23 protein-coding genes and 1 tRNA gene are annotated in these 25,614 nt (G+C 62.5%); 7 read left to right on the top strand and 17 right to left on the bottom strand.

Translation table 11 applies throughout. The features are described 5' to 3' along the window. Nucleotides 1-163: 163 nt before the first annotated feature. Nucleotides 164-880 carry a GntR family transcriptional regulator gene (locus tag VGO04_RS27725; protein ID WP_327499186.1) on the top strand — a complete coding sequence of 239 codons (717 nt, stop codon included), beginning with the start codon at nt 164-166 and terminating at the stop codon, nt 878-880. A 224-nt stretch (nt 881-1,104) separates the two neighbouring features. On the opposite strand, the gene VGO04_RS27720 is transcribed toward VGO04_RS27725, so the two are convergent. Next, nucleotides 1,105-1,446, bottom strand: a complete 342-nt coding sequence (locus VGO04_RS27720) for a helix-turn-helix transcriptional regulator (RefSeq protein WP_327499185.1) — start codon at nt 1,444-1,446, stop codon at nt 1,105-1,107. Between the two features lie 129 nt (nt 1,447-1,575). Between VGO04_RS27720 and VGO04_RS27715 the strand changes: the two genes are divergently transcribed. Further along, nucleotides 1,576-2,763, top strand: a complete 1,188-nt coding sequence (locus VGO04_RS27715; RefSeq protein ID WP_327499184.1) for an MFS transporter — start codon at nt 1,576-1,578, stop codon at nt 2,761-2,763. A 33-nt stretch (nt 2,764-2,796) separates the two neighbouring features. Here the strand turns inward: VGO04_RS27715 and VGO04_RS27710 are convergent, their stop codons facing one another. Further along, nucleotides 2,797-4,029 carry a M20 family metallo-hydrolase gene (locus VGO04_RS27710; RefSeq protein ID WP_327499183.1) on the bottom strand — a complete coding sequence of 411 codons (1,233 nt, stop codon included), beginning with the start codon at nt 4,027-4,029 and terminating at the stop codon, nt 2,797-2,799. Nucleotides 4,030-4,171: 142 nt separating this feature from the next. Here VGO04_RS27710 and VGO04_RS27705 point away from each other — a divergent pair, with 142 nt between their 5' ends. Both VGO04_RS27705 and VGO04_RS27700 read left to right on the top strand, forming a co-directional pair. Then, on the top strand, nt 4,172-5,674 hold the full coding sequence (locus VGO04_RS27705; protein ID WP_327499182.1) for an aldehyde dehydrogenase family protein: 1,503 nt from the start codon (nt 4,172-4,174) through the stop codon (nt 5,672-5,674). 140 nt (nt 5,675-5,814) lie between these two features. Beyond that, on the top strand, nt 5,815-7,521 hold the full coding sequence (locus tag VGO04_RS27700) for an amidohydrolase (protein WP_327499181.1): 1,707 nt from the start codon (nt 5,815-5,817) through the stop codon (nt 7,519-7,521). Between the two features lie 105 nt (nt 7,522-7,626). Here VGO04_RS27700 and VGO04_RS27695 read toward each other — a convergent pair whose 3' ends face one another. The 13 genes from VGO04_RS27695 to VGO04_RS27635 form a co-directional block, all read right to left on the bottom strand. Then, a complete protein-coding gene (locus VGO04_RS27695; RefSeq protein WP_327499180.1) occupies nt 7,627-8,400 on the bottom strand; it encodes a helix-turn-helix transcriptional regulator in 774 nt (257 codons plus the stop codon). 32 nt (nt 8,401-8,432) lie between these two features. Next, the gene (locus VGO04_RS27690) at nt 8,433-9,458 is read right to left on the bottom strand and encodes an agmatine deiminase family protein (protein ID WP_327499179.1); all 1,026 of its coding nucleotides are present in this window, start codon (nt 9,456-9,458) and stop codon (nt 8,433-8,435) included. Between the two features lie 98 nt (nt 9,459-9,556). Further along, nucleotides 9,557-10,432, bottom strand: coding sequence for an N-carbamoylputrescine amidase (gene aguB / locus VGO04_RS27685; protein WP_327499178.1), 876 nt, complete (start codon nt 10,430-10,432; stop codon nt 9,557-9,559). Between the two features lie 10 nt (nt 10,433-10,442). Beyond that, nucleotides 10,443-11,858 carry an aminotransferase gene (locus VGO04_RS27680; protein ID WP_327499177.1) on the bottom strand — a complete coding sequence of 472 codons (1,416 nt, stop codon included), beginning with the start codon at nt 11,856-11,858 and terminating at the stop codon, nt 10,443-10,445. 46 nt (nt 11,859-11,904) lie between these two features. Then, the gene (locus VGO04_RS27675) at nt 11,905-12,930 is read right to left on the bottom strand and encodes an extracellular solute-binding protein (protein WP_327499176.1); all 1,026 of its coding nucleotides are present in this window, start codon (nt 12,928-12,930) and stop codon (nt 11,905-11,907) included. Between the two features lie 46 nt (nt 12,931-12,976). Continuing rightward, a complete protein-coding gene (locus tag VGO04_RS27670; protein WP_327499175.1) occupies nt 12,977-13,777 on the bottom strand; it encodes an ABC transporter permease in 801 nt (266 codons plus the stop codon). 13 nt (nt 13,778-13,790) lie between these two features. Beyond that, entirely contained in the window at nt 13,791-14,705 is a 915-nt protein-coding gene (locus VGO04_RS27665) for an ABC transporter permease (RefSeq protein WP_327499174.1), read from the bottom strand. Continuing rightward, on the bottom strand, nt 14,702-15,877 hold the full coding sequence (locus tag VGO04_RS27660; protein WP_414650611.1) for an ABC transporter ATP-binding protein: 1,176 nt from the start codon (nt 15,875-15,877) through the stop codon (nt 14,702-14,704). Before VGO04_RS27660 ends, VGO04_RS27665 begins: the two co-directional genes overlap by 4 nt. A 245-nt stretch (nt 15,878-16,122) precedes the next feature. Next, complete coding sequence (locus tag VGO04_RS27655; protein ID WP_327499173.1) at nt 16,123-16,887, bottom strand: ABC transporter permease; 765 nt, start codon at nt 16,885-16,887, stop codon at nt 16,123-16,125. Nucleotides 16,888-16,894: 7 nt separating this feature from the next. Further along, nucleotides 16,895-17,746 carry an ABC transporter permease gene (locus VGO04_RS27650; RefSeq protein WP_327499172.1) on the bottom strand — a complete coding sequence of 284 codons (852 nt, stop codon included), beginning with the start codon at nt 17,744-17,746 and terminating at the stop codon, nt 16,895-16,897. Beyond that, nucleotides 17,743-18,852, bottom strand: a complete 1,110-nt coding sequence (locus VGO04_RS27645; protein ID WP_327499171.1) for an ABC transporter substrate-binding protein — start codon at nt 18,850-18,852, stop codon at nt 17,743-17,745. Before VGO04_RS27645 ends, VGO04_RS27650 begins: the two co-directional genes overlap by 4 nt. Before the next feature lie 47 nt (nt 18,853-18,899). After that, complete coding sequence (locus VGO04_RS27640; protein WP_327499170.1) at nt 18,900-19,979, bottom strand: ABC transporter ATP-binding protein; 1,080 nt, start codon at nt 19,977-19,979, stop codon at nt 18,900-18,902. A gap of 12 nt (nt 19,980-19,991) precedes the next feature. Beyond that, nucleotides 19,992-21,005: a dimethylarginine dimethylaminohydrolase family protein gene (locus tag VGO04_RS27635; protein ID WP_327499169.1), complete on the bottom strand. Its 1,014-nt coding sequence runs from the start codon at nt 21,003-21,005 to the stop codon at nt 19,992-19,994. A 156-nt stretch (nt 21,006-21,161) separates the two neighbouring features. Here VGO04_RS27635 and VGO04_RS27630 point away from each other — a divergent pair, with 156 nt between their 5' ends. Then, the gene (locus tag VGO04_RS27630; protein ID WP_327499168.1) at nt 21,162-22,064 is read left to right on the top strand and encodes a LysR substrate-binding domain-containing protein; all 903 of its coding nucleotides are present in this window, start codon (nt 21,162-21,164) and stop codon (nt 22,062-22,064) included. Between the two features lie 64 nt (nt 22,065-22,128). On the opposite strand, the gene VGO04_RS27625 is transcribed toward VGO04_RS27630, so the two are convergent. Beyond that, nucleotides 22,129-22,593 carry an Lrp/AsnC family transcriptional regulator gene (locus VGO04_RS27625; protein WP_327499460.1) on the bottom strand — a complete coding sequence of 155 codons (465 nt, stop codon included), beginning with the start codon at nt 22,591-22,593 and terminating at the stop codon, nt 22,129-22,131. A 119-nt stretch (nt 22,594-22,712) separates the two neighbouring features. On the opposite strand from VGO04_RS27625, the gene alr reads away from it, so the two are divergent. Together alr and VGO04_RS27615 are read left to right on the top strand one after the other, a co-directional pair. After that, a complete protein-coding gene (alr, locus tag VGO04_RS27620) occupies nt 22,713-23,852 on the top strand; it encodes an alanine racemase (RefSeq protein WP_414650619.1) in 1,140 nt (379 codons plus the stop codon). Between the two features lie 23 nt (nt 23,853-23,875). Continuing rightward, nucleotides 23,876-25,126 (top strand): D-amino acid dehydrogenase, encoded by a 1,251-nt coding sequence (locus VGO04_RS27615; protein WP_327499166.1) that lies wholly within the window; start codon nt 23,876-23,878, stop codon nt 25,124-25,126. Between the two features lie 366 nt (nt 25,127-25,492). On the opposite strand, the gene VGO04_RS27610 is transcribed toward VGO04_RS27615, so the two are convergent. Further along, nucleotides 25,493-25,569, bottom strand: a tRNA-Met gene (locus tag VGO04_RS27610). Nucleotides 25,570-25,614: the final 45 nt, after the last annotated feature.

Here is a 25,614-nt window from a genome sequence, read left to right as displayed (position 1 = left end):
GGATGGCCTTGGACGAGCTTTTATTCAGAACAAGCCATACAGTCATCGCAACAGCGAGAGCCTGTGACGATTGATTTGCATCTACTGAACCATGTAAAGCTTATCAAACGCCATACAAAAAATCGGGGTTCGGATGCCAAAGTTCAATTATCTCTCGCCCGCCTTGCAGGCCGAAGACGCTGCGTCAATGCAATACACGTCCCTGAGCGGCATTGAGGCGAAGATCCACGTTGACCTTTGGAATGCGATTATCGACCGCAAGCTGAAGCCAGGCGTCAAGCTGGAAGAGCTGGTGATGTGTGACATTTACGGGATCAGCCGCACCGTCATGCGAAAAGTCCTGATGATCATGGAACAGGACGGGCTGGTTTTCCTTCCGCCCAACAAGGGCGCCTACGTCGCATCGCCTTCTTTGCAATCGGCTTTCGAAATGCTCGAGTTGAGCGAGGCGCTTCAAACTTTCGTCGTCGACCGCATTGCCGCCAACCGCGCGTCCATTCCCTCCGCCCAGCTCGACCGGCTCGCACAACATACCAAGGCCGAGGAGAAGGCAGAGACCGCGCACGACTTCAGAATGTTGCGCCGCCTCGACATCGAGTTCGGGATCCTGCTGTGCCTGGTCCACGGCAACGGCACCCTTGCCCGCGAATGGGAGCGAAACGCATCCTGCCTTGCGCTGGCGCTGTCACTTCACCAAAGCGTCCAACCCGCCGGTAGACAATCCGGTTTTTCCAGGCAGATGCTCGAACGCCTGGCAGCTGGAGACGCGACGGGCGCTGTTGCTCTGGTACGCGAGCGAACCAGCCATCTGAAAAGTTCGCTGGACACCCAACCCGACGACGAGAACGTCAATCTGCGCGAAATTCTCGGCTTGCATTAGCAGCCGATTGCACGCGCGAAAAGAAGCGCGCCGGCCTCCATTTCGATGTGTCCAATGCGAGCCGATCGCTCCCGGGCACTGGGAACATCTTCGAGCCGGGAATTGAAGGCCGACCCGCGATCGTCGATCGTTTCGGCAACGCCGCCTTGTAAAAGGCGATTATCCCGAGTGCCCGCGCCGGTTGCCGGCCGCCGTCGACAGGATACTTCAGCCTGATCTCGGCTCTAGTCTCGCCAAGCTTGGTCGTCCGGGACAGGAGCCTGCTGTGCAGTCTCGACGATCGCATCGAGCAGGCCTGGAAAACGACGATCGAGTTCGGCTCGGCGCAACGATATCAGCCGACTCGTGCCGGACACCTCGGTGAGGGTAATGCCAGCCTCGCGCAACTTGGCGAAGTGGTAGCTGAGATTGGTCCGGGACGAGAGTTCAAGAAATTGCCAGCAATTCATCGGCACATCGTTGTTTCGCGCAAGCTGGCTGACGATGGCAAGCCGCGTCTCGTCACCAAGCGCGGCGAGCACGTTCGAGAGGTTGATCTGGTCGAGATTTGGATGCGGCAGCGACATGGTTCATCGGCAATTGGTGCGAATGCAGTTCAGGGCAAATCGCCGGCTGCGCGAGCCGACGAGATGCAGATTGACATGCGGCGGCCACAAGTTCAATAGTTCAATATATTTTGAACAACGGACACCATTATGGATAAGCGCCTTATTTGGCTCGCGGTCGGCTCGTTTGCCATGAGCACCGTCGGCTTCGTGTTCTCCAGTCTTTTGCCGGCGATTGCCGCTGACGCAAATGTATCCGTGCCGTTCGCGGGCTATCTCATCATGGCGTTTTCACTCGCCTATGCGATCGGTGCGCCAGTGCTGTCCGCCTTGGCCGGCGAAATCGACCGACGCCTCGTGCTCGCGGCAACGATGCTCGTCTTCGTCGCCGGCAACCTTATCGCCGCAACGAGCGGCTCATTTTTTGGATTGCTGGTCGCCCAGATTGTGATGGGCATGTCGGCCGGGCTTTATGCCGCGACCGCACAGGCGACCGCCGTGTCACTGGCGGGGACCGAACACAGAGCCCGCGCGATCGCCGTCGTTGTCGGTGGCACGACATTTGCCGTCGCGCTCGGTGCGCCTCTCGGGTCGTTGATCGCAACGATGTGGGGTTGGCGCGGCACGTTTGCGTCCATTGCGTTCCTCGGGATTTCTTGCGCGGCCATCCTGTGGATGCGACTGCCACGGGGGTCACGGGGCATCAAGCTGACGCTCGCCGAGCGCTTCAGCGCTGTAACCCGACCAGGCATTCTGCCGTCCCTTCTCGTGACGCTGCTCTATCTGGCGGGCGGATTTACCGTGATCTCTTACATCGCACCCTTGGCCCTGGAAGGAGCGGCTCTGCCGGCCATTGCGCTGCCTGGCATGTTGCTCGCCTTCGGCGCCGGCGCCGTCATTGGCAATCTGTCGAGCGGCTATCTGGCCGACAAGATCGGCGCAACGCGCATGGTCGTCATCTCGCTTTTGATGTCGTCAGGCTTTTGCATTGCCATCGCACTCACTCTGAAGCTGTTGCCGCAGCCTGTCGCCGGGCCGGTGCTAATCGGCCTGATGGTGCCGTGGGGCATTATCGGGTGGGCGTTTCCACCGGCACAGGCAAGCCGCATCGTCGGCTTCGCTCCCGAGGTTGCCCATCTGACACTGTCCCTGAACGCTTCTGCACTGTATTTCGGTATCGCGCTCGGCACGGTCATCGGCGGCCGTGTCCTGGAGTTCGCGACGCCGTCCGATCTCGGCCTTGTCGCGTCGGCCTTTCCGCTGGCAGCGCTTGCCGTGCTCGCGGCAAGCGGCAGCTTGGTCAGGCTCGCGCCGAGCAGCAAAGCCGGGGGCCACTAGGTTACCGGCTTTGCGAGCACCGGCTCAGCGCACTTACCCCAGGCGAGTCTGCACCAAGACCACGTCCAGGAGGACGTTCGCGCCCGCCGTGACGTCGGCGGGAGCAGCATATTCTCGCGGGTTGTGGCTGATGCCCTGCCGGCAAGGAACAAAGATCATCGTGGTCGGCACGCGCCGCGCGAGATTGAACGCATCGTGGCCGGCACCGGACACGATATCGCGGTATGGCAGGCCGCGATCCGTGGCGCTGTCACGGACGGTGTTGATCAGCCTGCTGTCGAAGGCGACGACTGGGGAGTGCCAGGTTGGGCGCGCGTTAAGGTCAATCTCGGGGTGACCGTGGCCGAGCGCGGCCAACCCGTCCATGAAGCGGCGGTGCATCGCGTCAAGAACTGCCTCATCCGGGTGCCTCAGATCAACCGTCATGTCGGCACGGCCGGGAACCACGTTGATGGCCCCCGGCGACAGCTCGATCTTGCCGATCGTGCAGCGCGCGGCTTCATCGCTGCGGCCGATCGCCTGCACCAGCGAAATCACATGCGCAAGGACGGGCACCGGGTCCTTGCGAAGTGCCATCGGCACCGGCCCCGCATGGGTTTCCTCACCGACAACCGAGATCTCATACCAGCGGATGCCCTGCCCTCCCGTGACGACGCCGATGGTCTTTGCCTCCGCCTCAAGGATCGGCCCCTGCTCGATGTGCAGTTCGAGGTAGCACGCGGCATCGGCGAGGCGCGGCCAGGGTTCGCGATCGTACCCGTGGCGGACAATCTCGCTTGCGAGGGATATTCCGGCGTGGTCGCGCGCGGCAAAAACCGTTTCCAGATCCAACGCGCCGCAGGCGACACCCGAGCCCATCATCGCCGGCTGGAAGCGGCACCCTTCCTCGTTCGTCCAGACGCAGAGGTCGATCGGGCGATCCGTTTCGACTGCCCTGTCGTCCAGGGTCTCCAGGACTTCGAGCCCGGCGAGCACGCCGAGCACGCCGTCAAAGCGGCCGCCGGTAGGCTGGGTATCGAGATGGCTGCCGATCAAGACCGGCCCTGCCTCCGGGTTGCGCCCCGCTCGGCGCAGGAGGAGATTGCCGATCCTATCCCTGCGAAACTGGTAGCCGCGCGCCGCACACCAGCCAAGAAACAGAGCGCGCCCCGCCTCGTCCTCATCCGAGAGCGCCTGCCGGCAGGAACCGCCCTCGGGCGTGGCGCCGATCTTGGCCATGGCCATCAGCCGTGCCCACAATCGCTCTCCGTCGACATCGTACCGCATCTCGTCCTCCTCGCGCGCCGTTCGTCGGGATCAAATTCCAAGGCCACCCGCACGGGCACCAGTCACCCATGTGGGGGACTGTGAGGGTATTGGCGCTGCTCGCTAAAACAGGAGAGAAACGGATCAAGCGTGGAGGCAGGTCATGGACACGACACCGGACAGACGATGGCACCGCATCGCGGACGCACTCCGCCCCGAGACGCGACTGCTGATTGACGGGCAGTTTCGCGCAGCCGCAGACGGGGCAACGCTCGCTTCGATCAATCCGGCGAACGGCGCTCTCGTCGCCGAAATCGCCTGCGGCAGTACTGCAGATATCGACGCTGCCTGTGAGGTCGCTGCCAAGCGCTTCCGACAGGGCGTCTGGTCACGCATGGCCCTCAGGCAGCGCATCGATGTTCTCACGCGCTTCTCCGATTTGATCGCCGAGAACCGCGATATGCTCGCCGTGCTCGACACGATGGAAATGGGCAAGCCGATCACCGAGATGTGCACCATAGACGTGCCCGGGGCGGTGCTCACCATGCGTTTCATGGCCGAGAGCATCGACAAGATCGCGGGTAGCGCACCGGTCACCAATCCGGACGCCCTGCATTACATCCTGCGCCAACCGCTCGGCGTCGTCGGCTGCATCACGCCGTGGAACTACCCCCTGATGATGGCGGTCTGGAAGATTGCGCCGGCCCTTGCCGCCGGCAATTGCGTCGTCCTCAAGCCGGCCGAGGACACGTCGCTCAGCGCGCTTCTGCTCGGCCGCCTGTTTCTGGAGGCCGGTGGTCCCGCTGGGGTCTTCAACGTCGTTCCGGGACGCGGCGCCGTGGCCGGACAGGCGCTGGCGCGCTCCATGCATGTCGAAAAGATTGCCTTCACCGGCTCGACCGCGATCGGCCGGCAAATGTACCGCTATGCCGCGGATACGAACCTCAAGGCCGTGTCGGCCGAACTCGGCGGCAAGTCCCCGCAGATCGTGCTTGCCGATGTGGAGGATCTCTCAGACGTGGCGGAAAAGATTGTCGATGGGCTGTTCGGCAACCAGGGCGAAGTCTGCTCGGCCGGCTCGCGCATACTGGTCGAACGGACGCTTCACGACGAATTTTGCAACCTCGTCGCCGGCCACGCCGCACGGAAGTACCGGCCGGGCGATCCGCTTGATCCCACAACCACGATGGGGCCACTCGTCAACAAGGTGCATCAAGGCCGGGTTCTCGACTATATCGACGGCGCGCGGCAGGACGGCGCGGCGCCGGTGCTTGGCGGCCGCTCGTCCGATCGCACGGCCGACGCGGCATGCTTCGTCGAGCCGACGCTCTTTGCTGGTGTCGACAACCGCATGAAGATCGCCCAGGAGGAGATCTTCGGACCGGTCGGCGCGATCATTCCGCATGATGGCGTCGAGGATGCGGTGAGGATCGCCAACGACAGCCCCTACGGTCTTGCCGCCGGCATCTGGACGTCCAGCCTCGGAAAGGCCCACCGCATTGCTCGCGATCTCGAATGCGGCATGGTCTGGATCAACGGCTACATGAACGGAGACATGAGCCAGCCCTGGGGTGGCTGGAAACTCTCCGGCCATGGCCGCGACAAATGTCTGCAGGCGCTCATCGACAACACCCAGTCCAAGTCGGTCTGGGTCACACTCGGTTGACGGTCTGCGACGACTGGCAGCGCAGAACGAGCCGCTGCCGGCAAGAAGCACGCCCGCGATATATCGCTATTGGGAGAGTACACCTGCATGGATGTCGCGGGCGTGGTAGTTAGTAAGTCCGACAGGAAAGGTACGACCCCATGCCCCGAAACATCAAGAAAACGCTGCGATCGCTGACCGGCCTGCTGCTGGCCGCGACGGCGCTTTGCGGCGCCGGCAGTGCCACCGCCGAAACTCTTGTGATAACCGACGCCAAGGTTCGCACGATGAACCCGGCCGCGCCGGTGGCAGAGGCGGTTGCGATCGATGAGGACGGTATCATCCTTGCCGTTGGCGACGAAGCGAGCGTTCTGGAAAAAGCGGGAGAGGACACGCATATCGTCAAGCTCGGCGGCAAGCTGGTCTTGCCAGGGTTCCAGGATGCGCACGTGCATCTGATCGAAGCCGGCGTCAACGCAAGCCTGTGCGAATTCGAAGCCTTCGCTTCTCTCGAAGAGACGAAGGAAACGGTGCGCGATTGCGTGAAAGAGAGCGAAACCGATTGGGTGGTCGGCTCCGGCGTCGGCATGACCAACCTGCTCGACGAAACCGACGATCCCGTCGGGGTGCTCGACAAGATTTCCAGCGACCGGCCGATCCTGATCCTCGACGACATCGGCCACGGCGCCTGGGCCAACAGCGTTGCACTTGAAGCAGCGGGCTACGACAAGCTCGAGGGCAACCCGCCCGGCGGCATCATCCTGCGCGATGAAAAGACCGGTGCGCCGAACGGCATCGTGTTGGAAAACGCCCAGCAGAAGCTGCGCAACCTCGCCTTTCCCGATACGCCCGAAAACGTCAAGTTCGCCTATGAAAGCATGCTGCCAACGCTGAAGACGATGGCCGAGAACGGCATTACCACCGTCAGCGACGCCGGCGGCTTCTGGCCGCAGGGGCACCTGAAGGCCTGGCAGATGGCCGAGAAGAACGACACGCTGACGCTGAGGGCCGCCAATGCACTCTACGTCTACCCCGACCTGCCCTTCGACGAGCAGGTGGAAAAGCTCTCGAGTTTTTACAGCAACGATCCGAACCGCCTTCTGAAATTCAACCAGGTGAAGATCTATGTCGACGGCATCCTCGAGCAGCGCACCGGCGCCCTGCTTGCGCCGTATAAAAAGGGGCCCGGCATCGACCACGGCTTCGACAGCGGCTTCCTCTATTTCGACGAAGAGGTGCTCGACCGTTACTCCAAGGTGCTTTCGGAGAAGGGCTTCAAGCTGCACTATCACGTGACCGGCGACCGTGGCGCTCGCCTGGCGCTCGACGCCATTGCGCAGTCGGACCCGGCGCCAGGCCCACACCGGCTGACGCATATCTATCTGCTCGACAAGGCCGACTACCACAGGTTCAAGGACGAGGGCGTCGTTGCCGATTTCCAGCTGGCGCCGAGTTCCCTCAGCCGTGAGTATGATACCTTCATCCGCAAGTTTATCGGTGAGCGTGCCGACAGCATGATGCCGGCCGGAAGCATCGAGAAGACGGGCGCGACCGTCGTGATGAGCAGCGACTTCGACGCTGACGAGCTTTCGCCGCTCATCAAGATCCAGACGGCGCTTGAGCGCAAGAAGGACGGTGCGCCTGATGTGGAAACGGCCGTCAAATGGATGACGATCAATCCGGCGAAACTGCTGAACCAGGACGACAAGACCGGCACGATCGAGCCCGGAAAGTTCGCCGACCTCGTCGTCATCGACAAGGATATCTTCGACATCCCCGTCAAGGAGATCGGCAAGGCCGCCGTCGAAGCGACGTTGCTCCAGGGTGATCCGGTCTATGACACGGAAGGCCTGTTCTCCGGGAACTGAGGGCTCAGGCACTGGGCGTTCAAATGAACGCACAGTGCCTACGATTTTATTTCCTGAGCATCTTCTCCGGGTCCAATGATCAATCTTGAAAGGAGAGCAGGTGCTTTAGCCGCTGGCACCGCCGAGCAGGAGCGAGAACAGCTCGCCTTGCGAGGAGATCTTGAGCTTGGAATAGATGCGCTTGCGGTGAACCTTCACCGTTTCCGGGCTGTTGCCGAGAATGCGCGCGATGCTCTTGGTGGAATGCCCTTTCAGCATCAGGCGGATGATTTCCCCCTCACGCGTGCTGACCTTCAACTGCGAGAGCGTGGCAAACACCATATCGGCCGCGGGCTCGCTTGCCGACGATCCGGCGACCGGTTGCGGCCAGTGCTTGCGGCAAAGTTCGGTGACGACGGGTAGCAGACCATCGAGATGGGCGCGGGCCTGCGGTCCGGGGCGGCAGTCCGCCGTCCGCTGGCCAAGCGACAGGGCGATCGCGGTGCCCTCGGCGCTCGCGACCAGCATGACAATCTCGTCGTACAGCCCAGTTTCGGCATAGAACATGCGGTAATATTCGCTCTCGCGAAAATCGTCGGGCGCGCAGTCGTCAAGGCTTACCACCCGGTCGCCGGGATCGCTCAGATAAAGGCTGTAGAACGGATCGAGCAGGTAGGCGAAGCTCAGATAAGGCCCGATCGTGCGCCGGGTCGCCTCCGGATCGAGATCGCTATAGAGCTGCAGCGGCGGCTGGTCGGCGGAAAAGACCGAGACGAACAGGCTGTCGAAGCCGTAGACGTCGAGGCAGAGTTGCCTCAGCGCGTCCGGAAAGGCCGGGCTGCCGATCGCAGCCACGGCCTTGCCGATCAATGTCATCTGTTCAAATGGAAATCCCGTCATTCCCCGCCTTGTCGTCAAGTTACCCTCGACGATCAAAGCGGTTCCTGCTGGGTAATGCAATGGATGCCGCCGCCACCGATGGCAATGGCGTCGATCCGGACCTCGCGCACGCGCCGATCGGGGAACAGCGAACGGAACATCTGCCGCACGACCGTGTCGGACTCAATGCCATAGCACGGCATGATCACGCCGCCGTTCACGAGGTAGGAATTGACATAGGAGCGGCAGAACTTCGGATGATCGGACGGCGCGTCGACCGCTTCTGGAACTGTGACGATCCGGATCGGCCGCCCTTTCGCGTCGGTCTGGCCCTGCATCGCCTCCAGGTTCAGGCGGATGTAGTGGTTCCACTCCTGCTCCTCCTTGCTGCCCCCTTCACGAGGGCTTTCCATCAAGACAACGCCGGGCGCGACGAAGACGGCGATGCCATCCACATGGCCGTCAGTCTCGTCCTCGATCGGATTGCCGGGCAGCCAGATCACCTTTTCACCGCCGAGCATGTCGAGAAGCTCGCGCTCGATGTCGTCACGGCTCCAGCCGGGATTGCGGTTGCGGTTGGGGAAGCAGGTCTCGGTGGTGATGATCGTGCCCTCGCCGTCGACGCTGACGCCGCCGCCTTCGGCGATCAGGTTCGACACGAAACCGGCGACGCCGGCCTTCTCCAGCACCAACCCGGAAAAGGCGGCATCGCCCTTAAACGGATGGTACTTTCCGCCCCAGGCGTTGAACGTGAAGCGCGCACCGGCGCGTCGGCCATCGGCGGCCGTCAGGAAGCAGGGACCAGCGTCGCGCGCCCAGCTGTCGTCGATGTCGGCCTCGACGAGATCGATCGACGGGTCGAGGATGGCGCGGGCTTCGGCCATGTCTTCGGGTCGCGCAGCCATCGTCACCGGCTCGAATTCGCGGATTGCGTGGGCGACGGCGGCATAGTCGCGGCGGGTCGCGGCTATATCGTCCCAGACCTCGTGGCGGCACGGCCACATCATCCAGGTGCGCTTATGCGGCTCCCATTCGGCCGGCATGCGAAACCCGGATTCGCGTGGCGTCTGGTTCTTCATGATGTAATTCCTCCTGCCTGGTCTCGACGCCCGGGATATAGCCGACGCGCCGGGGATGCCGGGCTCATTGCAAATGTTGCTCGTTCAAGAAAATCCGGTCAGACGATCGCCGTCTGGCCATCGAGAGTGCGGATGGCGCCGTAGAGATCCGGCCGGCGATCGCGATAGATCCCCCAGCTGCGCCGGAAGGTGCCGATCGCGTCAAGATCAAAGCGCGCCGTCAGATAGGTTTCGTCGGTGCGGCTGGCCTCGGCAACGATCGCGCCCGTTTGATCGGCGATGAAGGAGGTGCCATAAAACAGCGCCTCGTTGCCTCCGGCCGCTTCAGTGCCCACCCGGTTCGAGGCGATCACCGGTACCATGTTGGCGGCCGCATGGCCCTGCATCGTGCGGCGCCAGTGGCCGGAACTGTCGATCTCGGCCTTCTGCTCGCTGCCGATCGCCGTCGGGAAGAACAGAAGCTCCGCCCCCTGGAGTGCGAGTGCCCGGGCCGTTTCGGGAAACCACTGGTCCCAGCAGATGCCGCAGCCGATCCGCGCGTATTTCGTGTCGACGGCCCGGAAGCCGGTATCGCCGGGACTGAAGTAGAACTTCTCCTCGTAGCCGGGCGCCTGCGGGATGTGGGACTTGCGGTAGTTCCAGAGGATTTCACCGTCAGCGTCGATGATTGCCAGCGAGTTGTACTGCGCCGGCCCGGCCTTCTCGTAGTAGGAGATCGGCAGCACGACGCCGAGCTCCTTCGCGACCGCGCGGAAATGCCGGACGGCCCGGTCGTCGCCAAGGCTCGCTGCGAGATCGAGGTGGTCGATCGTCTGCTCCAGGCAGAAATACGGCGTCTGGAACAGCTCCTGCAGAAGGATGATCTGGGCGCCATCCTCGTGGGCAAGCCGCACCAATTCCTCGGCCCTCTCGATATTCTCGTCGATGTTCCAGCTGCAGGCCATCTGCGTCGCTGCGACGGTGACTTCGCTCATGTCTTGCTCCTCAAGCAGCGCTGCGGCGGGATGCCGTGAAGGCAGCGATGGATTCCGACAAAGCGGAAACGATCGTGTCGCATTCGGCCTCCGTGACGATCAAAGGTGGCGATACAATGAGCCGGTTGCCGACCGGGCGAACGACGACGCCGCGAGCAACACAGCCCTGGAAGATGGTTTCGCTTGCCTTCTCGTAGATCGGCAGCGGCTGCTTCGTCGCCTTGTCGGCGACCAGATCGATTCCGAGCATTAATCCGGCGCCGCGCACGTCGCCGACGATGTCGTGGGCGAGCAGGGCCTTCGCCTGCTTCTGAAGGTACGCGCCGGTTCTGGCCGCATGCGGCAGCAACCGTTCCCGCTCCATAATCTCGATGTTGGCAAGCGCCGCGGCGCAGGCGACCGGGTGTCCGGAATAGGTGAGCCCCATCGAAAACACGCCGCCTTCGCATTGCGGACGGCTGATGACGTCGTAGATCTCGTCGGAAAGCAGGGTTGCGCCGAGCGGGATGTAACCTGATGTGATGCCCTTGGCCGAAACCAGGATGTCCGGCTGGGTCTCGTAGATCGCGTCGGACGCGAACCATTCGCCCAAGCGGCCGAAGCCGGTCACGACTTCATCGGCGATATAGAGAATATCGTTGCGACGGCAGACCGCCTGCATGCGTTTGTGATAGCCCTTCGGTGCGACGAGAACGCCGCCGGCACCCATGATCGGCTCGGCGATGAACGCGGCGACATTCTGGGGGCCGAGTTGTTCGATGCGCATCTCGAATTCGCGCACCAGCAGGTCGCAATAGGTCTCCTCGGTCATACCATCAGGACGGGCGTAACAATCGGCAGCGGAGACGTGGTGGATGAAGTCTTCGCCGACCTGGGCAAAACCGTATTTGGTGCCGTGGATACCCGTCAGCGCCGCCGCCACGTAGGTTGCGCCATGGTAGCCATTGTTGCGCGAGATGATCTTGCGCTTTCCCGGCTTGCCGCGCATGGCGAAATAGTAGTGCACGATACGGATCGCCGCATCGTTCGCCGTCGAGCCGCCGCAGGTGTAGTAGACGTGGTTGAGGTTACCGGGCGCAAGCTCCGCCAGCCGGGCGCCGAGCTCGGCGGCGGGCACGTTGCCCGAGGCACCGAAGGGATTGTAGTAGTCCATGTCCATGACCTGGGCGGCAATGGCATCGGCCATCTCGCGGCGGCCATGGCCGATGTTGACGCACCAGAGACCGGCGATACCGTCGAGCAACCGGCGCCCCGCGTTATCGACGACATAGGCGCCCTCGGCCTTCTCGATGATCTGGCTGCCGGTCGCAGCAAAGGTCGAGAAATCGGTATAGGGGTGCAGGACGTGATCCCGGTCCTTCTCGAAGGCCGAACGGTTGTTCGGCCGGTCAGAGCCGGCGGCTGCAACGGATTGAACGATAGTCATTTTCTTCTCCAGAATGGCATGAGGCGTGGTTTCCGAGCGGCCCCGGTCAGCGCAGAAGCTTGGTCCAGACGCGGTCGTAAAGTTTGGTGACGGCAGGCGTGCAGGCGGTCAGGAACTCCGGCACCGGCGCGCTTTCGGGCGGGCTTAGCTCCGGGGCACCGGCGAGCGCCTTGTCGACGAAGGCTTCGGACCCCTTGATGCCGTTGGCATAACGGGCGTAGTTGGTGATCATCGCCGCGTTTTCCGGATCCATGATGAAGTTGATCCAGAGCTTGGCGTTCTCGAGGTCGGGTGCGCCCTTCGGCACCGCGACATTGTCCATCCAGCCGGTGTAGCCTTCCTTCGGGTAGATATATTCGATCGACGGCCGCTCATCGCGAGCGCGCATGGCGTAGCCGTTCCAGCTCATGGAGACAGCAGCTTCGCCGGAAACCAGCAGTTCCTTGGTCTCGGAATTGTAGCTCTTGACGAATTGCTTCTGCGTCGAGAGCAGGTCGAGCACCGCTTTCAGGTCTTCGGGGTTGTCGTTGCAGCGCGGCTTGCCGAGGTAGCGCAGCGCCATGTTGATGACGTCGTTGACGTCGCGCAGCATGTTGATCTTGCCCTTCACCGCATCGTCCGGTTCGAACAGGATCTTCAGCGACGTGTCGTCGCCCTTGACGATATCGCGATCGACGGCAAGACCGGTCGAGCCCCAGGCCCAGGGTGCCGAATAGAGGCGCCCCTTGTCCCAGAAGACATCGCGCCACATCTCGTCGACATGCTGATAGTTCGGCATTGCCGCGACATTGATCGGCTCGAGCAGCTTCTCGCCAATGAGGATCGTCATCGTATCGTGGCCGGGCACGATGATGTCGTAGCCACCCGCCCCCGACTTCAGCTTGGCAAGCATCGTCTCCATGGAATCGTAGGTGTCGATATGGACCTTCACCCCATAGGTCTTCTCGAACTTTTCCACCATCTCGGGCGGCGTGTACTCGCCCCAGGTGTAGATGAAGAGGTCACCGGCGGCGGACGCGGGTCCGGCAACGGTCGAGGCAAACAAGGCAGTCATGACGGCAGCTTTTTTCATCGGATGTTCCCTTTCTCTTTTTTGATTTTCGAGTGTTTTCGCCGCGTCAGTGCTTGCGGCCCGCCTGTCCGAGCAGTCCTGAAATCAGCACCAGCACGGTCGAGGCGGCGAGCATCAGTGTCGAGATCGCGTTGACCTCGGGCGTCATGCCGAGCCTCAGCATCCCGTAGATGTGCAGCGGCAGGGTCGTGGCGCCGGGACCGGCGACGAGTGCCGTGATGATGAAATCGTCGAGCGAGATGATGAAGGCGAGCAGCCAGCCGGAGACGAGGCCGGGGACGAGCAACGGTAAAGTGATGCGCAGGAATGCATTGGCCGGAGAGGCGTAGAGATCTGCCGCGGCCGACGGCAGGGTCGCGTCCATGCTTTCCAGCCGCGCCTTGATCGGCAGGTAGGCGAAGGGAATGCAGAAGACGATATGGGCAATGAGGATGGTCGCGAAGCCAAGGCTGATACCGACGGCGACGAAGAAGACCAGCGATGCGACGGCGGTCACGATTTCGGGCACCATCAGCGGGAAGGTGAGAACGACATAGGCCCCCTCGCCGCCACCCTTCTTGCCGTTGACAGTCGCAATCGCGGCACCAAGGGCAAAGACGCTGGCAACGGTTGCTGCGATGACGGCGATCACCACCGAGTTCAACGCCGCCGTCTGGATGTTCTGGTTGGCAAACACGGTCTGGTACCAGCGGAACGAGAAGCCTGCCCAACGCGTGACCGACCGGCCATCGTTGAACGAGTAGATCGCGAGGACGACGATCGGCGCATAGAGGAAGACGACGCAGCCGACGGAGAGAAGCCCGAAGCCTGGAAAGACGCGCAGGTCGCGCATACGTGCGGTGGACATGGCGGACCTTTCCTTAGTTCGATCGCTGCTGCTGCGCGGCGCGCCGGGCAAGCCAGAGAAGGACGATGAGGGTAATGGTGAGCAGGATCATCGACAGCGCCGCACCGAACGGCCAGTTGCGTGCCGCCTGAAACTGGGTGCCGATGAGATTGCCGATCATCAGCGTCTTGCCGCCGCCGAGAATGTCGGGCGCGAGATAGGAGCCGACGGAGGGAATGAAGACGAGCAGGCTGCCCGCAATCAGGCCCGGACGCATGACCGGCAGCACGATGCGGAAGAAGGCGACCTTTCGGCTGGCGTAGAGATCGTAAGCCGCTTCCAGGAGTCTGAAGTCGAAGCGCTCGAAGGCCGAGTAGAGCGGCAGCACCATGAAAGGCAGGAACGAGTAGATCAGCCCGAGCGAGATGGCGAAGCCGTTGTAGCTCAGCGCCAGGGGCTGGCCGATCACGCCGAGGTCGAGGAGCGCGCTGTTGATCGGACCGTCATCACGCAGCACGAAAAGCAGCGCGATGGTGCGGATCAACAGGTTCACCCAGTAGGGAATGGTGATCAGGAACAGCCAGATGTTCTTTGCCCGGTCGGAGCGGGTCGCAATGTAGTAGGCAGTCGGCACGCTGATCACGAGGCAGAGAAGCGTCGCGACGGTTGCCTGCGTGAGCGAGCGGGCAACGATGATCAGATAGTCTGGCGTAAACGTCAGGCTGTCGTCGAGGAAATCGCGCTCGAACAGGATCTGCTCGTAGGCGGCCGTGGTAAATGTCCATTCGACGCCGCCATAGGCGCCCGGGACGAGGAACGAATAGGTGAGCATGATCGCGATCGGCGCGATCATGAACGCCAGAATGATGCCGAGCGACGGCCAGAGCAGACCGGCATGGGCGAGCCCCGACGGGATGCGCGAGGACAGAGCGAGAGGCCGGGCGCTCATGACAGGAGCACCTTGATCGAGCCCGGCTCGAAGCCGAGGCTGACGACGTCACCCGGAACAAAGTCCTGCCGGCCGCGCAGGCCGCCGCGCGGCGAGCGCGCCGTCAGGGCATGGTCGCCCGCGCGCAGGTGATATTCGACCGCGTTGCCGAGATAGGTCCTGTCAGTGACCGTTGCCTGTGACCCTTCGCCATTGCAGGCGCCAAGGACAAGCCGCTCCGGCCGGATCGAGAGCCAGACCTGTTGCCGCTCTTCGATACGTTGCATGGTCGGCGCGTGGACCTGGCCGAAGCCTTCGATATCGAATGCCGCCTCCCCGCCTGTGGTGCCCGCAACCCTTGCCGCGATCAGGTTCGATTCCCCGATGAAGTCGGCAACGAAGCGGCTTTGCGGTTGCTCGTAGATATCCTCTGGCGAACCGACCTGCTGCAGAAGGCCGTTGCTGATGACGGCGACGCGGTCGCTCATCGCCAACGCCTCCTCCTGGTCGTGGGTGACGAAGATGAAGGTGATCCCGGTTTCGCGCTGAAGCGACTTCAGTTCCAGCCGCATCTTCTGCCTGAGTTTCAGGTCGAGCGCCGACAACGGCTCGTCGAGCAGGAGAAGTTTCGGCTGCGGCGCGAGCGCTCGGGCAAGGGCGACACGCTGACGTTGGCCACCCGACATCGTGTCAGGGCGACGATCCGCGTATTCGGTCATATGGACCAGATCGAGCATGCGCTCGACGGTGCGCTCGACCTCGGCGCGCGGCTTGCCGAGCATTTCCAGCCCGAACGCAATGTTGCGGCGGACCGTCATATGCGGAAACAGCGCGTATTGCTGGAAAACCGTGTTCACGGGGCGCGCTTCCGGCGGCAGGCTGCTGACGTCCTCGCCAAAAATGCGGCACGTGCCCGACGTCAGCATTTCGAAACCGCCGAGGATGCGCAGCAAGGTCGTCTTGCCACAGCCGGACGGTCCGAGCAGCGTGAAGAACTCGTTGGCGCGAATGGAAAGGTTGACGTCCCTCAGCGCCTCGTGGGCATGGGGCGTGCCGGCATTGTAGGTCTTGCGGAGGTTTCGAACCTCGGCGGCGACGCTGCTTGGATGCTGCACCGGATCGGATCCGGCCATCGGCACGATGTTGCTTTCGGCCGGCGGCCTTGGATCGGGGTGTTTGACGGCGCGCTGCATGTTTCTCCTCCACTTCGGCCGACGGGAGCGAGAGACCGTTCGGCATGGGGGAACTATGCGTGGCACCGCCTGCAGGCGTTAGTCCCCCAGAGGGGGTACCAACCGTGCTGCGACACGGGGGCCGTCGGAAACGCGAGAAGGCGGCCCTTTGGCCGCCTTCCGAACACCGGAGACTGCAGGCACCAGCAGCCCACGTCCGTGACATTCAAATCGTTGAGTTCCTATAGGATCAACACCACGTGCACTTAAGCTTCGGACTTCCGCAGCAGAATGACCAAGGTCGTTGCCACGATCATGATCACCGAGATGGCTGCGACGGTCGGATCGAGGTCGAGCCGCAGATTGTCCCATATGCGCTTCGGCAGCGTGATGACGTTGACGCCGCTGACAAACAGGGTGACCGAGCTCTCCTCCCAGGACATGAGGAGGGCGACGAACCATGCGGCAAAGAGACCGAAGCGGATGTTGGGCAGGATCACCCGGAAGATCGACTGAAGCTGGGATGCCCCGAGGTTTCGCGCTGCAAGCTCGAGGTTGCGATCCAGCCGACTGAGTGCGCCAAGGACGGCGATCACCGAGAACGGCACGATCATCACCACATGCGAGAGCACCAATCCCGGTATCGTGTCGAGCAATCCGATCTGCGCCAACAGGAAATAGAGCGCGACGGCCGACGTGACGGGCGGAACGATGATCGGCAAGAGAACGAGGCCGATCAGGAAGCGCCCGCTCGCCGGCCGGCGCAGCCAGATACCGATGCCGAAGGCGGCGGCAAGCGCCGTTGCAATGACGCTTGATAGCAGGGCGATGAGCGTGCTTGTGCCGATGCTAGCAAGCCAAGTGTCGGGATCGAAGATCGCCAGATAGTGCCTCAGCGAATACTCCCCGTCCGGCATCGACAGGAAACGTTTGGATGTGAAGGAGAACGGGATAACGGCGACGAGTGGCAGCAGCAGGAAGAGCCCGGCTGCGCCAGCCAGAAAACCCCCAAGACGTGAATTTCCAAACATATCTGCCCTACCGCGACATGAGCTGTTCGATGCGCATGACGCGCTGCGACAGCCAGAGGATTGCAAAGACGACGACGAGCAACACGGCGCCAAGGGCTGCACCCAGCCCCCAATTGGCCGTCTGGAACATCTGCACGAACACCGTCTCCGCCGTCATCACCACCCGTCCGCCACCGAGGATCATCGGGGTCACAAAGAAGCCGAGCGAGAAGATGAAGGTCATCGCCAGTGCCGAGAAGACGCCGGGCAGCGACATCGGCAGGTAGATCCGCCAGAAGACGCCGAGCGGCCGGCACCCGAGACCGACCGCCGCAAGCAGCACGCGCCTGTCGATCTTGCGCATGACCGAGGCCATCGGCAGGATCGCGAAGGGCACCATGAAATGCACCATGCCTGTCATGACCGACCAGACGTTCCGGCCGGTTGAAAGCCCGCCGAGACCGACTGCACTTGCAACGTCGCTTGCAAGCCCGTTGTTGCGCAGGATCACCACCCAGCCGAAGGCGCGCACCAGCACCGAAATCCAGAAGGGGATGAAGATGCAGATCTCGACGAGCCGGCTGCGCCGCCCACTGCCCATGACCCAGTAGTAGGCGAGCAGATAGGCGATCGGGATGGTAATCACCGTGCTCACCAGGCATACCCAGAACGTTCTCACGAAGATCACCTGGAAGTCCGCACCGGTGAAGATGCGGACGTAATTTCCGAAGCCGAGCTCGGGCCGGGTGACGCTCCAGAGCGTCACGCCGGCAAAGGGCAGCACGTAGGCCAGCACCAGGATCACCGGCAAGGCCCAGAGCATCGCGAGCGATCCGGTTGCACCGAAGCGCCGGACAGGGGTCGAATGTGCGTGCATCATGACGCTGTCATCGCCAGGTACTTTTCGAGCGCCTGATCGCCACGGGCCGAGTACCAGTCCATGTCCATCAACACCTGCTGCGACATGTTCTCGGCCGAGCTGCAGTCGAGCCGCTTAAGCTCCGCCGGCACGAGATCATGGGCACGCGGATTGGTCGGCCCGCAGCCAAGCGTCCGCAGCAGATCCACCTGGCGCGCCGGATCCTGGCAATAGCGGATGAAGTCCATCGCCCTTGCGGATCCCGCCGGATTGCCCTTGATGACCGCCCAACCCGACGGCGCGAGAACACCCTCGGCATAGGTCCAGCTGACGGCCCCGCCTGTGTCCTTTTCCACGAGGTTGGCGCGGGTGTGCCACATCAGGGCCATCGACGCCTCTCCGTCACGCATCAGTTGCTGGCTCTCCGCACCGGAATCCCAGAAGCTGACGATATGCGGCTTGATCTCGTTGAGCTTGCGGATCGCGCGTTCCTCGTCGAGCGGATAGAGCTGATCCATCGGCACGCCATCGGCGAGAAGCGCTGCTTCCATGCAGCCCGACATCCATTTGTAGAGCGACCGCTTGCCCGGAAATTTCTCGACGTTCCAGAAATCCGCCCAGGACTTCGGCGGATTGTCGCCGAACTGCTTGGCGTCATAGGCGATGACGTAGCTGAGGAAATAGTTGGCAACGCTGTATTCGTAGGCAAAGCCTGCCTGCACCTTCTCGCGGTCGACCACCTTGTAGTCGATCGGCTCGATCATGCCGGCCTCGCCGAGCGACTTCGTCGCACCCGGATCGCAATCGCAGACATCCCAGGAGACAGCACCGCTTTCGAACTGCGCTTTCATCGCACCCTTCGTCGGGCCGGAGCCGTCGATTTTGACCGCAATCTTCTGCTGTTCGGCGTAGCTGCCGGTCAGCGCCGCCTCGAAGGCGCCGACGGCGTCGCCGCCCCAGTTGGTGACGACAAGCTGTCCGTCAGCGGCGCGGGCCGATCGGCCACCGAGATGTGGTGCGACACCGAGCAGAACGAGGCCCGTCAGAAACGTCCGCCGGTCGATGCGGCCGGCAAGATGGCCGTCCTTCAAGAGTTCCAGGCATTCCGATTTCAGGTCGTTATTCATTGCATTTCCCCTTGTTGTTGTTTGGTTCGCATGCATTTGAATGCGCGTCAGCCGGCGAGCACCCGGCAGTCCAGGTGGCCCCAGTGCACCCAGAGCTGTTCGCCGCGCGCCGGCGGCAAGCCAAGCGCATCACGCGCCGTTGTCAGCGTCAGGCTCGTGCCTTCAGGAGCGCTGCCTTTGACGATCGTCGTTCCACCCTGAAAGATGACGCCGTCGATGGTCATCGGCAGAAGGTTGTAGTCGGCCTTCGGCTGGTCGCGGCAAAGGGTCAGTTTTTCCGGGCGGATGGCCAGGATGGCCGGCTTTCCCTCCAACTGTTCAGCGTCAGGCAGCATGGCCCTGACACCGAACTCGCCGACATGCGCATGAAGTTCGCCGGCAACAGCACGTTGTCGAGAAACCGGCAGCGTATTCATCGTGCCGAGGAATTCGGCGACGAAGCGGGTGTTGGGCTCATCGTAGAGCACGTTCGGCCGGTCGAGCTGCACAATGCGACCGCGATCGAAGATCGCGATCCGGTCCGACATCGCCATCGCTTCCATCTGATCGTGGGTGACGAACAGGAAGGTCGTTCCCGTCTTGCGATGGATTGCAACCAGTTCGTCCTGCAATTGTTCGCGCAGGTTCTTGTCGAGCGCCGACAGCGGCTCGTCGAGCAGCAGGAGTTCGGGCTCGAACACCAGCGCGCGCGCAAGCGCCACCCGTTGCTGCTGACCGCCCGACAGCGCCGCCGGGCGTTTGTGTTCGTGTCCCCTCAAGCCGACGAGGTCGACCATGCGGGCTACCCTCTGCTCCACGTCAGCCCGCGCCACCTTGCGAACGCGCAGCGAAAACGCGATGTTCTCGACGACCGTCAGATGCGGAAACAGCGCATAGCCCTGGAACACCATGCCGAAGTTGCGCTTGTCGGCCGGTGTGTCACCGATGTCCCCGCCATTTTTCAGAATAGTGCCTGACGACAACGGCTCGAAGCCGGCGATCGCGTTCAGAAGCGTCGACTTTCCCGATCCGGATGGACCGAGGAAGGTAAGGAACTCGCCCTTCTCAATGTCGAGCGAGACGTTTCGCAGAGCCTCGAAGGTCCCGAAGGACTTGCAGGCTTTGCGAATGGAAATATGGGCTGGCATGGCTGCCTCCGATCAATCGACGCTGTCGCGGATTAGCGGACTCGTCGAGCAATGGATACCGCCGCCGTTAAGTTGCACCTTGTCGTAGTCGATCTCGAGCACGGTGACGTTGTTGCGGGAAAGCGCCTCACGAGTACGGTCGGAAAGGCCGCGCGGCATGATCACGCGGCCCGGCGCAATTGCCAGACCATTGACGATCCACGGGTTGTCGTCCTCGTTCATTTCGATCGTACGGATGCCGAGTTCGCGCAGCTTTTCGAGGAAGACGAAGGAGAGGCCGCGCGGCCAGATCAGCGCGAGATCGACGTCGATCATCAGGAAATGCCCGTCGATATGGATGTCGTAGCCGCAGAGGTCGACGACAAGCAGTTCGACGCCCTGATAACGCAGCACCTCGGCGACCTGGCTGATGCCGTCGTCGTTGATGCGGATGCCGCGGCCGATGACGGCGGTGCGGCTGTTGAGCCAGGCGAAACTGCCGCCTTCGGCCATCGCCGTTCCGTGCAGGGTGCGCAGAACAGGCATACCGTGTTTTGCCAGCGTCCGTGTCACCGGAAGCTCTTCGCCATGGCGCATGCGCGGCGCCAGCCGCGGGACGATCGCGCCACCTTTGACGGCAATACAGGAGTCACGGGTGTAGACAGACTTGAACCGACCGTGATCGACGCCCTCGACATAAACAACCTCGACGCCTTCGGCGCGCAGCAGGTCGGCGAGACCGTCATGCTGGGCCTGCAGTTCTTCGAGCGTCGGAATGCTGTCGCTCTGCCAGTACCAGCCGGCGTCGAGATCGCCATAGGTGCCAATCTCTTCGATCCGCTTGCTGCGGTCGATGACGGAGAATTCGTCACCCGGGCGGTGCATCAGGACGGTGCGCAGCGTCCCGACATCGTTGTCGCAGCCCCAGTTGCGCCCCCAAAGGCGGGTTAGCCGCTCCGGCGCCTCGAAGGCCGGCTCGGGAACGGAGCCGAAATACTTGATCGTCGCGGAATAGAGATCTTTTTTCTTCGGCGGTGCGGCGTTCACGTGTGGTCCCCTTTATGCGGGCCGGTGGCGACAATCGACCCGGCCTTGTTTCGATAAAGAAGATGCTAACGTATCGTTTTCCTCCCGCATATCGAATTGATTTCCGCTCATACTTGAGGTTTTCTCAATAACGACGATCGACGGGGAGAACGATCCGTGACGAGATTGCCGCCACTCAACGCCCTGCGCGCCTTCGAGGCGAGCGCCCGCAACAAGAGCCTGACGAAGGCCGCGAACGAACTGCACGTGACACCGGGAGCGGTCAGCAAGCAGTTCCGGCAGCTCGAGGAACATTTCGGCTTCGCCCTGGCCACGAAATCACGCGACAGCTTCGCCTTGACACCACAAGGTCAGGAGCTGTTCTCGAAGGTCACGCAATCCTTCGAGACGCTGAACGATGCGGTGCTCGGGCTGCAGCGAAACCCGATCGCCGGACGGCTCGCAGTCCGCTGCATGCCCGCATTTGCAACCCGCTGGCTCGTGCCGCGGCTGGGAAAGTTCTACGACCGCTACGAACGTGTAGAGCTACAGATCCTGTCGATGCCGGAATGGGGCGAACCGTTTCCCGACGGCCAGGCGGACCTTGCCATCATGTTCGGCGATCCGAGCGTCGCGAAAGGAGAAACGACGCCGCTGAAGCAGATGGAATTCTTCCCGGTCTGCAGCCCGATCCTCATCAACCGGGACGGTGACATCAAACGCACCCGGGACCTGGCACGGCACATCCTGCTCGATGGTGTCGGCTCCACGCATTGGAACGACTGGTTCAACCATCACGGCCAGGAGATCCCCGCGACCGTCCGTCGTTTGAGCTTCGAGGATTTCAATCAGAACCTTGCCGCGGCGCGATACGGGCTGGGCATTGCCATGGGCGACAACATCACGGCCGCTGAGGAGCTCGCCCAAGGCGCGCTCGTGCGACCGCTGAAGGGGTCCATCAAGTCGGGGACCAAGGGATACTACGTCATCACGCAGAAGAACCGGGACAGGTCACCGCTTGCGAAGGTGTTCATCGACTGGGTTGTCAACGAGGCCGAAGGCACGGGCGATTTTTCCTGAGAAACACCCGTCATGTCACCGCGACCATAGGGCGTTGGGACGAAGCCGGCCTCCGGGATGGCCCTTACCGGCGCCCCTTGGGCCTGGTCGCGAGCGCATTGCGGATGGAAAAGCTCGAGTGGATCCGCGAAACCCCGGGGAGGGCCGAGAGGATCTCCTTGTGGATGCGCTCGAAATCGCCGGCGTTGGCGACCTCGACACGCAAAAGGTAGTCCGAGCCCCCGGTCATCAGGAAACATTCCTTGATCTCTGGGTGGCGCCGCACCGCCGCCTCGAAACGGTCGAGGTAATCTTCGGTCTGGCGATCCAGGGTGATGTTGATGATGACCGCAATGCTCGCCTCGACGTTCGACGTATCCACCAGCGCGGTGTAACCGCGGATGACCCCGGCCTGCTCCATCAGCTTTATCCGTCGCAGGCAGGCCGATGGCGAGAGCCCGACTTCTGCCGCCAGACTGGCGTTGCTCCTTCGTGCGTCCAGCCGCAGCAGACGAAGGATGTTGCGGTCTATCGCGTCGAGAGCACTCATTGCAGATGATTCCAAAAATTCGTCGTTTCGTTCATTGAACACAAGCTGACGCAACGATCAATCACACTTTCATCGGCAATTTCACGATCGTTTCACTAGTCTTCGATCAATCTGGGAGGCTGGACATGGATGGCTTGATAAGGGACGACGGGCGGAGCAAGACGGCGCGCGCAAGCGGTGCTTCCGGCTACCTGACCATCGATCTTGCCGCACTGGCGCGCAATTACGATAAACTCTCGGGCGAAGTGGCTCCGGCGCGCGCTGCAGCCGTCGTCAAGGCCGATGCCTACGGGCTCGGCGCCGGCCATATTGCGGCGAAGCTTTATGCCCAGGGATGCCGCGATTTCTTCGTCGCACAGTTCGTCGAGGCGGTCCGTCTCAGGCCGCATCTGCCCGGCAATGCGCTGATTTTCGTCCTCAACGGTCTGCAGCCTGGCAACGAGGCTGGCTGCGCGCAGCAGGGCATCATTCCCGTTATCAATTCCCTCGACCAGTGGCAGCAATGGTCCGGCATGGCGCAGGCGCTTGGCCGCAGGCTTCCGGCTGTGCTGCAGTTCGACACCGGAATGTCACGGCTCGGCCTGCCGCCGGAAGAGCGCCCAGCCCTTTCGGATGCGCTTCGGGCTGGTGGCATGATCGACGTGCTTTTCATCATGAGCCACCTCGCCTCCGCCGACGAGGCCGATTGCGAGCAGAACGTCAGCCAGCACGCGGAAATGACGCGCATCGCCCAGGAATTCTCCGGCTTTGACCTGTGCTTTGCCAATTCGGGCGGCATCTTCCTCGGGGGTGACTATCACGGTGTGCTTGCCCGCCCGGGCATCGCGCTCTATGGCGGCGCACCGACCGCGGGCGTGACAAACCCGATGGAACCGGTCGTGCGGCTCGACGTGGCCGTTGTCCAGACGCGCACGGTTCCGGCCGGAGCGCGTGTTGGCTACAGCGGCACCCATGTCACAACCACGGAGACCCGGCTTGCGACCATCGCCGCCGGATACGCTGATGGCTTGCCACGCAGTCTCAGCGGCAAGGGAGCCGTCTATTGCGACGGCGTGCGCCTGCCGATCGTCGGGCGCGTGTCCATGGACAGCATCACCGTCGATATCACCGGCTTGCCAGCCGACCGTCTCGCACTAGGTGACCTCGTCGAAGTCCTCGGGTCGAACCAGACACTTGAAGACATCGCGCAAGACGCAGGCACCATTTCCTACGAAATCCTGACCGGTCTCGGCGATCGCTACGAGCGGCAGTACCGGTAATCTTTTTTCCCAGTGAGGAACTCATGAAAGTCATCGTTCTCGGCGCCGGCATCGTCGGCGTAACGTCCGCCTACCAGCTTGCCAAGGCGGGTCACGAGGTAACGGTCATCGACCGGCAACCCGGTCCGGCACTGGAGACAAGTTTCGCCAATGCCGGCGAAGTCTCCTTCGGCTATTGCTCGCCCTGGGCCGCACCCGGCATCCCGATGAAGGCGATGAAATGGCTGTTCATGGAGCACGCACCGCTGATCCTGCGCCCCAAGGTCGACATGGCCATGGTGAGCTGGATGGTCAAGATGCTCTCCAATTGCACGTCCAAGCGTTATGCCATCAACAAGAGCCGCATGCTGCGGCTTGCCGACTACAGCCGCACCTCGCTTGCGGCGTTGCGCGCCGATACCGGCATCGCCTATGACGAACGCATGCAGGGCACGCTGCAATTGTTCCGTACCCAGCAGCAACTCGACGCCTCGGGCAAGGACGTCAAGGCGCTTGCAGCCGACGGCATTCCCTACGAAGTTCTCGACCGTGACGGCTGCATCCGCGTCGAACCGGCACTGAAGCATGTGCGCGAAAAGATCGTCGGCGGCCTGCTGACACCGAAGGACGAAACCGGCGACTGCTTCAAGTTCAGCAATGCTCTGGCGAAGAAGGCCGAAGAGCTCGGCGTGCGCTTCAACTACGGCAGCATCATCCGGGGTCTCGACGTTGAGGGCGATCGCGTCCGCGGCGTCGTCACGGCGCACGGAACGCTTCAGGCCGATGCGGTTGTGGTGGCGCTCGGCAGCTTCTCGCCGCTGCTGGTCAGGCCGCACGGAATTCGCCTGCCGGTCTATCCGGTCAAGGGCTATTCGCTGACGATCCCGATCACGGATCCCTCCCGCGCGCCGGAGTCGACCGTCATGGACGAGACCTTCAAGATCGCCATTACCCGTCTCGGCGACCGCATCCGCGTCGGCGGCATGGCGGAGATCTCCGGCTATACCAACGATCTCGGCGAGCCCCGCCGCCTCACGCTCCAGCATTCCGTAACGGACCTGTTCCCCGGCGGCGATGTCTCGAAGGCAAGCTTCTGGTCGGGCCTTCGCCCCATGACGCCGGACGGCACACCGGTGATTGGTGCAACCAAAGTCGCCGGCCTCTATCTCAACACCGGTCACGGCACGCTCGGCTGGACGATGAGCTCGGGTTCGGCTCGCGTGATCGCCGACCTCGTCAGCGGCCACAAGCCTGAGATCGACGCGACCGATCTCGCGATTGCCCGTTACGCCTGATCCTATTTCGACTTTCTACGCCCTCAAAAGACCTCACGAAGCCCTCTAGCCGTTTCGCTCGAGGGCTTTTTGTATCGTTGCGTAATGGTAGCGCGCACGGCTTTGTGACGCCGCAGTCCCGCAGGGCTGCTTGAGCCGTCAGTTTCTGGCGCTTTTCAAGTTTGGCGCTTGGTTTTGGCCCCACTCCGCCAGTTGGCGTGGGCCGGCGCGGTTTGGTCGGGCATGGACGAACTGGCAGCACGCCGGGTGGGGACTGACAGATGGCTTGACGATCGCCGGCTTTCGTCTGCGCGTGTTCGCATTTCGCATTGTCCAGAAACGCCGAAAGCCCCCGGTCTTTAGGACGCGGGGGCTTTTGGGTAGATTTGGTTGCGGGGGCAGGATTTGAACCTGCGGCCTTCAGGTTATGAGCCTGACGAGCTACCGGGCTGCTCCACCCCGCGCCATCGCGGTAAACCGCTTTGCGGTTTATCCGCTTATCCGGGTTT

It is taken from the genome of Ensifer sp., from assembly GCF_035999185.1.
GTDB lineage: Bacteria > Pseudomonadota > Alphaproteobacteria > Rhizobiales > Rhizobiaceae > Ensifer.
This window is presented reverse-complemented; position numbering and strand designations above follow the sequence as displayed.